Raw genomic sequence first — 14776 nt, forward strand, 5'->3', positions numbered from 1 at the left:
GCAGTGAATGCGCACCCTACGTGTGGGCTGTAGGGTGCGCATTCACTGCGCACCGCAACATGTTGATTTAAAACAAACCTTCGACGTCGCCGTCTGCGTTCAGCTTGATGTTCTCTGCCGAAGGCACGCGCGGCAGGCCGGGCATGGTCATGATCTCACCGCAGATCGCGACGACAAACCCGGCACCGGCGCTCAGGCGGACTTCACGCACAGGAATGTCGAACCCTGTGGGCGCGCCGCGCCGCTCCGGGTCGGTGGTAAAGCTGTACTGGGTTTTTGCCATGCAGACCGGCAGGTTGCCGTAGCCCTGATCTTCCCAATCTTTCAACTGGTTGAGGATTTTCTGATCCATCAAGGCCGCATCGGCGCGGTAGATCTTGGTGGCGATGGTGTTGATCTTTTCGGCCAGTGGCATGTCGTCGGGATAGATGGGTGCGAAATTGCCTTCGCCTTTCTCAATGGTCTCCACGACCTTGGTGGCCAGATCGGCGGAACCTTCGGAGCCCAACTCCCAGTGGCGGCTGAGGACGGCTTCGGACCCCTGGGAGGCGACGTAGTCCTTCACAGCCTGCACTTCGGCGTCGGTGTCGGTGACGAAGTGGTTGATCGCGACGACCACCGGCACGCCGAAGGATTTGACGTTTTCGATGTGACGGCCAAGGTTCGCGCAGCCGTTTTTGACCGCGTCAACGTTTTCCGCACCCAGATCGGCTTTGGCCACGCCGCCGTTCATCTTCATCGCGCGCACGGTGGCGACGACAACCACGGCGGAAGGGGCAAGCCCCGCCTTGCGGCATTTGATGTTGAGGAACTTTTCCGCCCCAAGGTCCGCGCCGAAGCCTGCTTCGGTCACGACGTAGTCGGCCAGTTTCAAAGCTGTGGTGGTGGCGATGACGGAGTTACAGCCGTGTGCGATGTTGGCGAACGGGCCGCCGTGGACGAAGGCGGGGTTGTTTTCCAGCGTCTGGACGATGTTGGGCTGCATCGCGTCTTTCAAGAGGACGGTCATTGCACCGTCTGCCTTGATGTCGCGGGCGAAGATGGGTTTCCGCTCGCGGGTGTAGGCGACGATCATGTCGCCAAGGCGCTTTTGCAGATCGCTGAGGTTTTTCGCGAGACAGAGGATCGCCATCACCTCAGACGCCACAGTGATGTCGAAGCCGGCCTCACGCGGGAAGCCGTTGGCGACGCCACCCAGGGACGCGGTGATCTGGCGCAGGGCGCGGTCGTTCATATCGACGACGCGGCGCCAGACGACGCGGCGGGTGTCAATCTCAAGGCTGTTGCCCCAGTAGATGTGGTTGTCGATCATCGCGCTGAGCAGCGAGTGCGCGGAGGTGATCGCATGGAAGTCGCCGGTGAAGTGGAGGTTCATTTCCTCCATCGGGACGACTTGGGCGTAGCCGCCGCCGGCGGCGCCACCCTTCATACCGAAGTTTGGCCCGAGCGATGCTTCGCGGATGCACACGCAGGCTTTCTTGCCGATGCGGTTCAGGCCGTCGCCCAGACCCACGGTGGTGGTGGTCTTGCCTTCGCCCGCAGGGGTCGGGTTGATCGCGGTGACAAGGATCAGCTTGCCGTCTGGGCGGTCCTGCACGGAGTTGATGAAGGACTGGCTGACCTTGGCCTTGTCGTGGCCGTAGGGCAGCAGATCGGCAGAAGAAATCCCCAGCTTCTCACCGATTTCCTGAATGGGGCGTTTTTGCGCTTCGCGGGCGATTTCGATGTCGGATTTATAAGACATGGACGGGCCTTCCTGATGCCGGAGTGTTCTTTCGACCTCTCTTACAGGGCTAACAGCCGGATTTGAGGTGGCATTTCCGACATATCCGGCGCGTGATGCGGCCCGATGTCGCAGAATCGTTTCTGATCGGAAACCCGGCTACCCTTCGGGCGCCCAGGCACGCTGGCCGGGGACGTGCAAACGCAGCGTGTCACCGACGCGCAGGTCGCCCTGCCGTTCGACCCAGCCACAGACGCCACGACGGCCCTTTGCGGCGGGTTTGAAGCCTTTGCCGTGGCCGGGATTGTCTTTTTCAATCTCGCGGGCGGGGAACTGACAGGGGGCGTTGAGCATGTCGATCACGATGGTGGTGCCGTTTTCGGCCTGAAGGCGGGAAGACGGCGGGACATGGGTGAAATCGGGGATGCCGGAGAGGACAATGGAAGCGCCGACCAGCAGCGGATCAATCGCGTCAAGGTCGATGTCCTTGGCGATGGCGTCCAGTTCCTCGGCCGAGAGGATGGAGAACTGGCGGACGTTGCGTATCTCCGTGCCTTGGGGGTGTTGGGATTTGACGCGGACGCAGGACGGGCGGGTGAGGCCCGCGTGGAAGTCCTGTGCAAATCCTTCGTAGCTGGCAAAGGCGGCATCGATCGCTTCGGCGCGGATATTCTCGCGGTTTTCGGGCACGCGGCCCATCCATTTTATCGTTGCGTAGTGGTCGGTTGGTACAAGTTCCGGCATGTGTCAGTGTTTCCTTTGCATCTGCCCCACCCTTGCCGTGATGCGCGCAAAAGAAAAGGCCCCGACGGTGCGGGGCCTCATGATAATTTGTGACGGGTGTTTCACGACCCGTGAACGGATCAGGTGGAGGGTTCAGGCTCCATCCCGCCTTCGGACGGCGGGGTCTTCTTGACCTTGCCTTTCGCCTTGGGGATCGCGGTAACGCTGGGCGCGTTGCCTTCGTCCGTGTCGTCCTTGTCGCTGTCTTCTGCAACGGGGGGCAGACCGGCCATGACGCGTTTGATTTCGTCCCCGGTGAGGGTTTCGTATTCAAGCAGGCCCTGGGCCAGACGCTCGAACTCTTCCTCGTTTTCGCTGATGATCTTGTATGCGAGGTTGTACCCTTCATCGATGAAGCGCTTCACTTCGCTTTCGATCAGCTCCTTCGTGGCGGCAGAGACGGAGAACCCGCCTGCCCCGCCATTGGCCTGATAACCCGCCGCGGCTTCCTGATAGTCGATGTTGCCGACCTTGTCGGACATGCCATAGCGCATGACCATCGCACGGGCCAGTTGGCTGGCCTGCATGATGTCACCGACCGGGCCGGACGACACGCTTGCCGCACCGTACTTGAGGATTTCAGCCGCTTTGCCCGCCATGGTCATGGCGATGCGTTCTTCGGCCTCGTCCTTGAACATCTGCAGCTTGTCCATTTCCGGCAGGCTCATCACCATGCCCAATGCACCGCCGCGCGGGATGATCGTCGCCTTGTAGACCGGGTCACACTTGGGCAGCTTGATGCCGACGATGGCGTGGCCTGCTTCGTGGTAGGCGGTCTTTTCCTTCTGGTCCTGCGTCAGCACCATGGAGCGGCGTTCGGCCCCCATCATGATCTTGTCCTTGGCATGCTCAAAATCGAGCATGGCAACAAAGCGACGGCCAACGCGGGCCGCAGTCAGGGCCGCTTCGTTCACGAGGTTGGCAAGGTCCGCACCGGAGAAACCGGGTGTACCACGGGCAATGATGCGCAGATCAACGTCGGGGCCCAGTGGTGTCTTGCGGGCGTGCACGCCGAGGATCTTTTCACGGCCCTTGATGTCCGGATTGCCGACGCTGACCTGACGGTCGAAACGACCGGGGCGCAGCAATGCAGGGTCAAGCACGTCTTTACGGTTGGTGGCCGCGATGATGATCACACCCTCGTTGGCTTCAAACCCGTCCATTTCGACCAGAAGCTGGTTGAGCGTCTGTTCGCGTTCGTCGTTGCCACCGCCATAGCCTGCACCACGGTGACGGCCGACGGCATCGATTTCGTCGATGAAGACGATGCAAGGCGCGTTCTTTTTCGCCTGTTCGAACATGTCGCGCACACGACTTGCACCCACACCAACGAACATTTCCACAAAGTCAGAACCGGAGATGGTGAAGAAGGGCACGCCAGCCTCCCCCGCGATCGCGCGGGCCAGCAGGGTCTTACCGGTACCGGGAGGGCCTTCAAGCAGCGCGCCCTTGGGGATCTTGCCGCCCAGACGGCTGAATTTCTGCGGGTTGCGGAGGAATTCAACGATTTCCTCAAGCTCTTCCTTGGCCTCGTCAATGCCTGCCACGTCGTCAAAGGTCACGCGGCCATGCTTTTCGGTCAGCATCTTGGCTTTGGATTTGCCAAAGCCCATCGCACCGCCTTTACCACCGCCCTGCATACGGTTCATGAAGTAGATCCACACACCGATCAGCAGAAGGATGGGCAGCAGCGACATCAGGAAGGTCTGGAAACCCGACTGCTGCTGCGGTTTGGCCGACATCGGCACGTTATTATCGATCAGCAGCGAGGTGATTTCCGCGTCGCCGGGTTTGATCGAGACAAGCTGCGACCCGTCGGTGCGTTGGAAACGGACCTGTTCGCCATCCAGCGTGACCGACCGGACCTGTCCCTGCTCGACCGCGTCGACAAACTCCGAATAGGTCACTTCATTGGTCTGCATGGTGCCGCCTGACCCGGTAAACAGGTTGAAGACAGCCAGCATAAGAAGCAGCAAAATGGCCCAGAAGGCGAGGTTGCGCATGTTGCCCAAGAGAATTCTCCTATATCAACGGGTCCCGCGAGGTCGCGTCGCCCATCATATCGTTTCCGCAAAGTACGGCTTACAAGCTAAGATAGACAGCATTCGCCGGCATTCAATGCGTAAGTAGTGCGGCAAAAAAGGTCTCTTCACCGCCTTCGATCTCCGCATGCCAGTTTTGACCCTCTCCGGCAAGGGGGGCGGCCAGCATCACATCGTCGCGCCAGACCGACGGGGAGGAGAGCAAAACAGGATGCGGGCAGCCGCTGGTACGCCAGTTTTCGCAGCGCGCCAGACCATCTTCGCCCAAGGCGCGCACATAGACGCCCGCAAGATCTGTATCGGCGTCCAGCGGCGACACCCGCCAGCGGCCATCCCAGAGCGTGCCGCAGGGCGCGCGCACATCCGCTACTGCATTGTATTCGCGAAAGATCCAGACGGCCCCGCCCACCCGACGCGCATGGCAGCCCTCCGCCGTGCCCGCCTGCCCCCTGTGCAGGCCCTTCATGACGGACAAGACCGCTTGTCGGCGTGCGGGGTAATCCTCACCTGAGATCCAGTTCATCGCGCGGACCAGAAGGCGGCGCTGGATTTCATCGGGCAGCAGGCGCATCTTTTGATCGTCCACGATCACCGCGCCGGAATCGATGCAGACCATATCCCGCGCCGCCAGAAATGTGTTCCATTCCAAGGCTGTACGCGCATCGAGCATGTGGTCTGCCACTTCGGCCAGCCCGGAGACGGTGATGCCCAGCGGTGCCAGCACCTCAAGGGCCTTGCGCGCCTTGATCCGCTCGAAAACCTCGTTGTCGTTGCTGGGATCGTCCACCCAGGCGATATGCTGCTGGAACAGATAGTCCCGCAGATCGGTGCGGCTGGCGCCCAGCAGGGGACGCACCCAGGTCATGCCTTCCATCACCAGCCGACGTTTCATCCCCGAAAGCCCGTCCACACCGGCCCGGCGCGCAAGGCGCATCAACACGGTTTCGGCCTGATCATCCGCCGTGTGGCCCACGGCGATGGTTTCGATCCCGTGGGCATGGCCCCATTCGGCCATCAGCGCATAGCGGGCGCGGCGGGCGGCATCCTGAAGGTTGCCCTTGCCGTCCCAGCCCTCCCAACGCATCACGTCGTGGCGCAGCCCCAGTCCCGCACAGACTTCACCGACCATCTTCGCCTCTGTCGCGGCCGCGTCGCGCAGCCCATGGTCCACGGTCACCACCCGCAACCGCGTCCGGTGCAGGGTGCATAATTTGTGCAGAAGATGCAGCAGCGCCATCGAATCACCGCCGCCTGATACCGCAACGCCCAACACGTCCGGTGGCCGGGGCAAAAAGGCATCGGCCACCTGTTGTGTCAGACGCTGTTGCGGCATGGGGTCAGTCGCTGCACTGCAGCGCGCGCTGCTGGTCCTGGGCGCGGCTGACTTCCGCGCTTTGCGGGAACCGAATGGCGACTTCGGACAAGGTCACGCAGGCTTCCTGGGTTTGGCCCAGCGCGCCCAGTGCGATGCCCAGTTCGGTCAGTGCCTGCGGGGCAAGCGGGCCATCGGGCGAGGCGCTGAAGCTGGCCAGAAAGGCGCGTGCGGCTTCCCGCGTGTCGCCCAGCCCATTGAGCGCTTCGCCCCGGCGCAATTCGGCTTCGGGCGCTAGCGGTCCGCCGGGGTAGGTCTGATTGAAGGTCGCAAAGAGGTCTGCGGCGGTGCGAAAGTCACCGGTGGCGAGCACCTCCTTGGCCCGCTCGAAATCGGCAGCCTCGCTCACGGCAAGCGACGATGTATCCACGCCGCCCGTGGTCGTTTGGGGGGTGGCTTCGACGGGGGCAGCGACGACTGGTGTCTCGGTCGCGCCGCCCAGCGTCGTCGTTTCGCCAAGGGCGGCAACATCGCCGCCCTCCAGTTCAACAAGGCGAAATTCCAGATCACCGATGCGGTTGGTGCCATCGGCCACCACGCGGTTCACGCGGTTCTCGATTTCCTCTGTCTTGGCGGTCAGGCGCTGCAGTTCGCTTTCCATCGCCGTCATCCGTTCCAGCACGGTGGTGCCGGCAGTGTTCACATTGGCACCGCCGGTCGTGGACAGTTCCCGGCGCAGCTTTTGCACTTCGACAAAGAGGATGTTCAGTTCCTGCCGGATGTCGGCCAGGGTCTGATCATCCTGCGCCTGCGCTGTGCTCCAACTCAGGCTCAGTGCCACGATGGCCGCTGCGATCACGTGCATTGGTTTCATGGGGTTCCCTTAGCTGGTCAGGCCACCGGCCAGCACGGTCACGGCGCGGCGGTTCTTGGCATAACAACTTTCATCCGAACAAATCTCGATCGGGCGTTCCTTGCCGTAGCTGACAACGCGCATCCGGGTGCCGGGCACACCTTTGGAGATCATGTATTCGCGCACCGCATTGGCGCGGCGCGCGCCAAGGGCGACGTTGTATTCACGCGTGCCCTGCTCGTCCGCGTGGCCTTCGATCACGGCCTGATAGTCGGGGTTGGACAGCAGCCATGTGGCCTGTCCGTCCAGCGTCGCCTGTCCTTGGGGCGTCAGGTTGGACTGGTCCACGGCAAACAGCACCCGGTCCCCGATGGTCTGCTGGAAATAGGCGGGCGATGTGGGGTCGCTGGCGCTGCCGGGGACGATGCCGCCGTTCAGCGCGCCTGCGGCACCCGTGCCTGCGCCACCTACATCCGCGCCAAAGCGGCCGGGATCGGTGCACGCCCCAAGGGCAAGGGTTGCGATCAAAAGGGGCACTGCGAAAATCCGGTTCATGGGTCTGCCTCATTCATGGTTTTTTTACTTGCTTTCACAATTAGCAGGTCCGCGCCGTTTTTGAAACATAACTCGGACCGGCACGCATCACTTTTGCAGCGGGGACCACGACGGGTCGGATCCCCCTTCGGGCGTGGGCACCGGACGCAGGTTGCGCCCCGAGATGTCCACGGAATAGAGCGTTGACGATCCCCCCGCGCCCTGCGTCTCGCGGGCGAACATGATCACCCGGCCGTTGGGTGCCCATGTGGGACCTTCATCCAGGAAGGACGCCGTCAGCAGCCGTTCTTCGGTGCCGTCAAGGCGCATCACCCCGATATGAAACCGGCCTGCGTTCTGCTTGGTGAAGGCCACCAGATCACCGCGCGGGGACCAGACGGGCGTGCCGTAACGGCCCTGCCCAAATGAAATTCGTGTGGCTTCTCCGCCGGTTGCAGGCATGACATACAGCTGCTGCGTGCCGGAGCGGTCGCTTTCGAACACGATTCTGCTGCCATCGGGCGAAAAGCTGGGCGCGGTTTCAATCGATGGCGTGTTGGTCAGGCGCACCGATTGGCCCGAATTGATGTCCATGGTGTAGATATCGGTGTTGCCGCCCTGCGTGAGGGAGAAAACCACCGTCTGACCCGAAGGGGAGAACCGCGGTGCGAAGCTCATCGTGCCTTCGGCACTTTCCAGCACGCGGCGCTGCACGGACCCCACGTCCAGCACGTAAATACGCGGAAAACCGCTTTCGTAGCTGGTGTAGAGCACGCGGTCCCCGGTGGGTGAAAAGCGGGGCGCCAGCACGATTGCGCTGGAATCGGTCAGGTACTGCACGTTCGCGCCATCATAATCCATGATCGCCAGACGCTTCTTGCGATCGTCCTTGGGCCCGGTTTCAGACACATAGACGACGCGGCTGTCGAAATAGCCGCCCTCGCCGGTGATCCGGCTGTAGACGGCGTCGGCCACCTTGTGCGCCATGCGCCGCCAGCCTTCCGTGGTGCCGGAGAATTGCAGCCCATCACCCAGTTCCGCGCCGGAGAACACGTCATACAGCCGGAACTTCACGGTCAGGCTGTTGCCGGACACGTTGACAGCCCCGGTGATCAGCGCCTGCGCGTTGATCGCCTTCCAATCGGCGTATTGCACGGCTTCGTTGAAGTCGCTGACGGTGGAGATGAACGCACTGGCAGGAATTTCGCGGAACAGGCCGGTGCCGATCAGGTCCTGCGCCACCACGCGCGCCAGATCGTTGGCCAACTGGCCCGCTTCGGCGCTTTCGGGCTGAAAGCTGGGCACGGCAAAAGGCAAGGGTTCGATCACCCCTTCGGTGATCTCGATCCGCAGTGGGCCCTGCTGGGCCTGTACCTGCCCGGCCACGGCAAAAACCATCGCCAGACACAGCGTTAAAATCCTGATACTCATATCGTCTGCATCCTTTCGGGACTGAACGTCTTCACACTATTGAGGGGGACGGCGCAAATTTCGAGGGGAAGTTTGCGCAATCGGCGTCCGCAGGCAGGGGTTTGCCGGCCACAAAGGGTGTGTCGGGGGCCAATCATCTGCGCCGCATATCGTCTGGGTTGAAAGTGATCTCGATCTCTTTCCACTGTTCGTATTTGTCGGCGGGCAGCTGGTATCCGCGTGCGCCACAGCGGATGATCGCCCGGCGCGCTGCCTCATAGGCCTGTCGCGCCCCGGCTTCGGAGCCTCCCTCGCGGCCCTCCAGCGCGATGGAACCGGTGATCGGCGTGCCATCGCGGTTCATCGAGACACTGACGATGACGGTGGTGTTCAGCGCGTCGGACGACAATGACCCGACGTTCCAGCATTGGGACACCGCCAGACGCAGGCTGTCGCGTTCGCCTGTTGTCAGCGGTGGACCCGCGGGCGCGGACGGAGGTTGCTCTGCCTCGCCTTCATCGGTCTGGGCCGCGGCCACGGCGGCTGCAATCGCCGCCGCATCCACGTCAGGCGCTTCTTCCTGCGGTGCCTCTGTTGCGGCGACCTGCGGTGCGGGGGCTGCGGGCCTGCGGCCCGGCGGGCGGGCCGAAGCCGCGGGGGCTTTCGTCGCTTCGGTCACGATCTCGGTCGTGGCGGCATCGGGGGCGGTGGCTTCCTGCGGCTCTTCCTCCACCGCCTCCCCTTCCGCATCCGGCGTCACGGCCTCCTGTTCGACCGGGTCCGGTGTGGCATCGGGGTCAGGCTGCGCGACGGGTTCGGGGGCCACACGTTCGACATCCTCCGGAGCGGCCTCGTCGGCCACATCCGGCACCAGCACGGCCTGATCCCCCACGGGCTCGCTCAGATCGGGGGGCGTGTCCTGCGTTTCGGGTTCCGGCGGCAGCGCGGTTTCTTCCGTCACCTCCGGCACCGGATCGGCGGGGGGCGTTTCGGCTTGCAGCGGCGCGGGTTGCTCGATCACATCATCCGGTTCGGCCACGACATCGGGCACCTCCGCTTCCACGTCCGGCTGGGCGGGCTGGGCCACATCGGTGGTGGAATCGGGCGGTTGCTGTGCGGCCAGCAGCGCCTCGAACTCCGCACCGGAGACCATGGAGACCGATTGCGCCTCGAAGGGGGGCGGTTCAGAGGCGAAGATATCGCCCAGCAGCAGCCAGCCGATCAGCGCCAGATGCCCTGCCCCAGAGATGACATGCCCGGTGTGCACCGCTCATTCCTCTGCTGGCGGACGGCCATCAAGCGCAGGCCCGCCGATGTCCGTCACCAGACCGATGTTGGCGAACCCCCCGGCATTGAGCGCGCCCATCACTTCCATCACCTGCGCGTAAGGCACGGCCCCATCAGCACGCAGAAAGACCCGATCGCTGGTGCGTTCCGCCGCGATGGCCCGCAGGCGCGGCACCAGCTGATCGCGGGCCACGGCGGTGGTCTGGATCTGCACGCCGCCATCGGCGGTCACCGTGACCGCCAGCGGTTCTTCCTGATCGGCAGGCAGCGCGCCTGCCGCCGTGCGCGGCAGTTCCACCGGCACGCCAACGGTCAGCAGCGGGGCGGCCACCATGAAGATGATCAGCAGCACCAGCATCACGTCCACGAAGGGCGTGACGTTGATTTCCGACATCGGCGCGCTGCGGCGTCTGCGCCGCCTGCGGCCTCCGCCGCCAGCCTCTGACTTGATGACACCGGCCCCCATGGCTCAGCTGTCCAACTGGCGGCTGAGGATGGTGGCGAATTCGTCCGAAAACGCCTCGTGCTGGGTCAGAATGCGGTCACTGTCGGCGGTCAGCTTGTTATAGAAGATCACCGCCGGGATCGCGGCCAAAAGACCCAGACCGGTTGCCAACAACGCCTCGGCGATACCGGGGGCGACCACGGCGAGGTTGGTGTTCTGCTGCTCTGCAATCTCGATAAACGCGTTCATGATGCCGATCACGGTACCGAAGAGCCCGATGAACGGCGCGGATGAACCCACGGTGGCCAGCACCGTCAGCCCCTTTTGCAGACTGTCCGCTTCCTTGGAAATCGCCACGTCCATGCTGCGGTCGATGCGCGCCGTGGCACCGGGGATCAACCCGCCGTCCTCGCGGTGCGAGCGCCGCCATTCGGTCATGCCGGCGGAAAACACCTTCTCTGACGGGCCATCCGGGGCAGGCCCGATGGCGTCAAACAGACCGTCCAGCGGCTCCCCCGACCAGAACGCCTGGTCAAAGGCTTCCGCCTCCGCCCGCGCGCTGCGGTATTGCAACAACTTCTGAACGATGATGGCCCAGGACCAGAAGGACGCAATGATCAGCATGACCATCACCAGTTTTACCGTCAATGTCGCGCGGGCAAACAGCCCCCACATGGAGAAATCGACCTCATGCGCGAGGGCGAGCGCCTCTGTTTCCATTATTCCCACTCTTTCCTGTGCCTGCCGGTCGTCTGGCAGCCTGCCGCCTCGGCCCTTGTTTTTCGGGCTCAATTTGGGCGTAATGTAGCGGGAAACAAGGGGGATGGCTAGTCGCTGTTGCTCATTGCCCGGTCACATCGAAGTGTGAGCGAACTTTTGCTGGCAGACGTATGGGTTTGCCTGCCGTTGACATGGAAACAGCCGTGACTACCGCGCGAAAAAGAAGCGTATCTTCGCGCCAGACCTCCTGATCGAACATCCAGCGCACGGCCCCCTTGCCATAATGCGTTGTGCGCACCTCAAGCCGGTCGCCGAACCGCGCGGGCGTGATGTAATCCGCCTCCACCCGCGTGATGGCGAACACGATGCCTTCCTCGCGCATGGTGCGCTGATCCAGCCCCATCTGTTCGACAATGTCCGACCGCGCCCGTTCGATATAGCGCAGGTAATTGGCGTAATAGACGATGCCCGCCATGTCGGTGTCTTCGTAAAAGATGCGGATGGGAAAGGTATGGCTCATTGCAGCACCTCAATGCGCGCCGCCAGCCGCAGCGCGTGCGACGCATCCTGCGCGGCGGCCGGCAGGACCGGATCGTAGGCCGCGCGCAGCAGGCTGGCGATGTCAGGGCGCAGCACGGTTGTCTCCCCGGCCACCATCAGGGCGGAGCGGTCCTGAAACGCCGTATCGGACCACAGCACCATCGATTGCACGATCTGGCTCAGCGCGAGGGTCTGCGCGGGCACATCGCTCAAATGCTGATCCATCCGCAGGAACACGAAGCACGCCTTGATCGCGCCGGACGCATCAAAGCGAAAGAACCTGTATTGGTTGGCTTCCACCTGCTCCAGCCGCGCCACCAGCGGCACCAGATCCGGCACCAGACGGTCCATGCCCGGCACATCCACCAACTCCTGCCAGTCGGAAAAGAAAAACACCATCAGGTTGCTGCCCAACTCCGCGTCCATCTCGCCCATCTCGTGGCCCGCAAGCTGGCAGGTCGCTTCAATCGCGCCCTTCACGACGCCAAGTGTCGCATCATCCACCCCAAAGACCACCGGACAGATCGGCCGCCCCCAGCGTGCAAAGGCAAACTGCCCATCACCCCGCGTAAACAAGGCCTCTATCTCACCCGCGTCCATCGCATCTTCCAAATGGTTCAAAAAACCTCCCCGAAGGGCTAAAATCTCTTCTCCCCGGCCTCAACCGAAAAGATCACTCTGCCCCTTGGGCGGCACCATCCCCAGATGAACCCATGCCTTGCGGGCCAGCATCCGCCCGCGGGGTGTGCGCTGGATAAGCCCCTGCTGCAATAAGAAGGGCTCAATCACTTCCTCCAGCGCATCGCGGCTTTCCGACAGCGCGGCCGACAGCGTCTCGATCCCCACCGGGCCGCCCTGATAATTCTCCGCGATCAGCCGCAGGTACCGCCTGTCCGCGCCATCAAGGCCCAACTTGTCCACCCCCAGACGCGTCAGCGCCATGTCTGCCAGATCCTGCGTCACACGCCCGTCACCCTCCACCAGCGCAAAATCCACCACGCGGCGCAAAAGCCGCCCGGCAATGCGCGGCGTGCCGCGCCCGCGCTTTGCAATCTCGCGTGCGCCCGCTTCATCGGCCGGCGCGCCCAGCTTGCGCGCGTTGCGGTCGACGATGATGAAAAGCTCGTCCTCGGAATAGAATTCCAGGCGGGTCGGAATACCGAACCGGTCGCGCAGCGGCGTGGTCAGCAGCCCCATGCGCGTGGTCGCGCCCACCAGCGTGAAAGGTTGCAATTCAATCCGCACGGTGCGCGCCGCCGGCCCTTCCCCGATCACCAGATCCAGTTCGAAATCCTCCAGCGCCGGGTACAGAACCTCTTCCACCGCCGGGTTCAGCCGGTGAATCTCGTCGATGAACAGCACGTCGCGCGCTTCGAGATTGGTCAGGATCGCAGCCAGATCCCCCGCCTTGGCCAGCACCGGTCCCGAAGTCATGCGAAACCCCACGCCCAGTTCGCGCGCCATGATCTGCGCCAGCGTGGTCTTGCCCAATCCGGGGGGTCCATGGAACAACGTGTGATCCATCGCCTCGCCGCGCTGGCGGGCGGACTGGATGAACACGCGCAGGTTCGCGCGCGCCTCCGCCTGGCCCACGAATTCGTCCAGCATCTGTGGGCGCAGGGCCCGGTCGATGTCTTCGGGCAGCGGTGCTGGCCGGACAGTCGGATCGATTTCGGTCATCGCACCCCTCGCGAAGAAAGCCCCGACGGGCTTGATGAGCCTACCCTACCCCTTGGGCGCCAGCAGTTTCAACGCCGCGCGGATCAGCGCGGGCGTGTCGGCATCCGGCATCTCTCCGGCGGCTTGCGCCACCGCGCCTGCGGCGTCGCCAGGGGCGTAGCCAAGGTTGCCCAGCGCCGAAAGCGCGTCGGCCTGCGCATTGCTTGTCGGCGCGGCGACGGGTGCGGGGGCGACAGTCTCGATCACCTCGACTTCCTGCGTGCCCTGCGCCTGTGCCAGCGATCCGCCCATGGCCATGACGCCGGGCGCCTTGTCCTTGAGATCCAGCACCACCCGCTGCGCGATCTTCGGGCCCACGCCCTTGGCTGCCTTCACCGCGTTCCAGTCGCCCAGCGCAATCGCCCGGCTGACGCCATCCGGCCCCAGCGTGCCGAGGATGGCCAGTGATGCCTTGGCCCCCACCCCCTGAACGGAGGTCAGCAGGCGGTGCCATTCCTTTTCCGCAAGCGTTTGGAAACCAAACAATTGCATCACGTCTTCCCGGACCAGCAGGTCGGTATAAAGGGCCACGGCCTCTCCCACCCCCGGCAGGGCGGCAAGGGTGCGTTCGGAGCAATAGACAAGATAGCCCACGCCGCGCACGTCGATCAGCACGTGATCGGGCGCGCGGTGATCAATCCGGCCGGTGATTTTCCCGATCATGCGCTGGCCTTCAGGACGGCAGCGGCCAAGCCCCCGGCCCGGCCGTGGTGCTGCGCGTGGCAAATCGCGATGGCCAGCGCGTCAGCCGCATCCGGGCCTGCAATCACGGCCCCCGGCAATTGCATCTGCACCATATGCGCCACCTGGCCCTTGTCGGCGTGCCCCACGCCCACGACGGTCTTCTTGATGGTGTTGGGGGCATATTCGCCCACGCTCAACCCCGCCTGCGCCGGTACCAGCATCGCGATCCCGCGCGCCTGTCCCAGTTTCAGCGTGCCTGCGCCGTCCTTGTTGACGAATGTCTGTTCCACCGCCGCCGCCTGCGGTGCCATGCGCGCGAACACCTCCGTCAGTTGCTGGTGCAGCGACAAAAGGCGCGCGGCCAGATCGGTGCCTTGTGACTGGCAGACCCCGTTTGCGATGTGAATCATCTTGCTGCCCGCGACGTCAATCACGCCCCAGCCCAGATTGCGCAGCCCCGGATCAATGCCGATCACCCTGATCATCTGCCCCACCTACCCTTTTTGTTGCTTTTATGATGCACTAGCACGAAAGGCGAACATCGGACAAACGAAAAGGGCGTCGCATTGATTTGAGCCGATTGCGACATGCGCGATGTCGCTTTTGCTGCACATGCAACATTTCCGCCTTCCGGGCATCCAAAAACGACGCCTCACAAACGGAATTCACGTATATTTAACGGTGTGTTAACCCCGTTAGCGAGCCATGCAAAAAACGCAGATCA

The 14776-nt window shown here is 63.3% G+C and carries 15 protein-coding genes; all 15 read right to left on the minus strand.

The window, feature by feature from the left end:
* Positions 1-67 precede the first annotated feature (67 nt).
* Positions 68-1744: a formate--tetrahydrofolate ligase gene (locus AB4X18_RS03345; protein ID WP_370402272.1), complete on the minus strand. Its 1677-nt coding sequence runs from the start codon at positions 1742-1744 to the stop codon at positions 68-70.
* Between the two features lie 138 nt (positions 1745-1882).
* Complete coding sequence (locus AB4X18_RS03350; RefSeq protein WP_370402273.1) at positions 1883-2467, minus strand: MOSC domain-containing protein; 585 nt, start codon at positions 2465-2467, stop codon at positions 1883-1885.
* A 119-nt stretch (positions 2468-2586) separates the two neighbouring features.
* Positions 2587-4518: an ATP-dependent zinc metalloprotease FtsH gene (gene ftsH / locus AB4X18_RS03355; RefSeq protein WP_370402274.1), complete on the minus strand. Its 1932-nt coding sequence runs from the start codon at positions 4516-4518 to the stop codon at positions 2587-2589.
* A 103-nt stretch (positions 4519-4621) separates the two neighbouring features.
* The gene (gene tilS, locus AB4X18_RS03360) at positions 4622-5881 is read right to left on the minus strand and encodes a tRNA lysidine(34) synthetase (RefSeq protein WP_432817090.1); all 1260 of its coding nucleotides are present in this window, start codon (positions 5879-5881) and stop codon (positions 4622-4624) included.
* A 4-nt stretch (positions 5882-5885) separates the two neighbouring features.
* Positions 5886-6725, minus strand: coding sequence for a tol-pal system protein YbgF (gene ybgF, locus AB4X18_RS03365; protein WP_370402569.1), 840 nt, complete (start codon positions 6723-6725; stop codon positions 5886-5888).
* A gap of 18 nt (positions 6726-6743) precedes the next feature.
* Entirely contained in the window at positions 6744-7268 is a 525-nt protein-coding gene (gene pal, locus AB4X18_RS03370; RefSeq protein WP_370402276.1) for a peptidoglycan-associated lipoprotein Pal, read from the minus strand.
* Between the two features lie 87 nt (positions 7269-7355).
* Positions 7356-8678 carry a Tol-Pal system beta propeller repeat protein TolB gene (tolB, locus tag AB4X18_RS03375; RefSeq protein WP_370402277.1) on the minus strand — a complete coding sequence of 441 codons (1323 nt, stop codon included), beginning with the start codon at positions 8676-8678 and terminating at the stop codon, positions 7356-7358.
* Positions 8679-8811: 133 nt separating this feature from the next.
* Positions 8812-9924, minus strand: a complete 1113-nt coding sequence (locus AB4X18_RS03380) for an energy transducer TonB (RefSeq protein WP_370402278.1) — start codon at positions 9922-9924, stop codon at positions 8812-8814.
* A 3-nt stretch (positions 9925-9927) separates the two neighbouring features.
* The gene (tolR, locus tag AB4X18_RS03385; protein ID WP_370402279.1) at positions 9928-10410 is read right to left on the minus strand and encodes a protein TolR; all 483 of its coding nucleotides are present in this window, start codon (positions 10408-10410) and stop codon (positions 9928-9930) included.
* A gap of 3 nt (positions 10411-10413) precedes the next feature.
* Positions 10414-11109: a protein TolQ gene (tolQ, locus tag AB4X18_RS03390; RefSeq protein ID WP_370402280.1), complete on the minus strand. Its 696-nt coding sequence runs from the start codon at positions 11107-11109 to the stop codon at positions 10414-10416.
* A 121-nt stretch (positions 11110-11230) separates the two neighbouring features.
* Positions 11231-11629, minus strand: coding sequence for a YbgC/FadM family acyl-CoA thioesterase (locus AB4X18_RS03395; RefSeq protein WP_370402281.1), 399 nt, complete (start codon positions 11627-11629; stop codon positions 11231-11233).
* Positions 11626-12249, minus strand: coding sequence for a hypothetical protein (locus AB4X18_RS03400; protein ID WP_432817405.1), 624 nt, complete (start codon positions 12247-12249; stop codon positions 11626-11628). Before AB4X18_RS03400 ends, AB4X18_RS03395 begins: the two co-directional genes overlap by 4 nt.
* A 60-nt stretch (positions 12250-12309) precedes the next feature.
* Entirely contained in the window at positions 12310-13329 is a 1020-nt protein-coding gene (gene ruvB / locus AB4X18_RS03405; protein ID WP_432817091.1) for a Holliday junction branch migration DNA helicase RuvB, read from the minus strand.
* Between the two features lie 45 nt (positions 13330-13374).
* Positions 13375-14031: a Holliday junction branch migration protein RuvA gene (gene ruvA, locus AB4X18_RS03410; protein WP_370402283.1), complete on the minus strand. Its 657-nt coding sequence runs from the start codon at positions 14029-14031 to the stop codon at positions 13375-13377.
* The gene (gene ruvC / locus AB4X18_RS03415; protein ID WP_370402284.1) at positions 14028-14537 is read right to left on the minus strand and encodes a crossover junction endodeoxyribonuclease RuvC; all 510 of its coding nucleotides are present in this window, start codon (positions 14535-14537) and stop codon (positions 14028-14030) included. Before ruvC ends, ruvA begins: the two co-directional genes overlap by 4 nt.
* Positions 14538-14776 lie beyond the last annotated feature (239 nt).

Source organism: Sulfitobacter rhodophyticola (assembly GCF_041281685.2).
GTDB lineage: Bacteria > Pseudomonadota > Alphaproteobacteria > Rhodobacterales > Rhodobacteraceae > Sulfitobacter.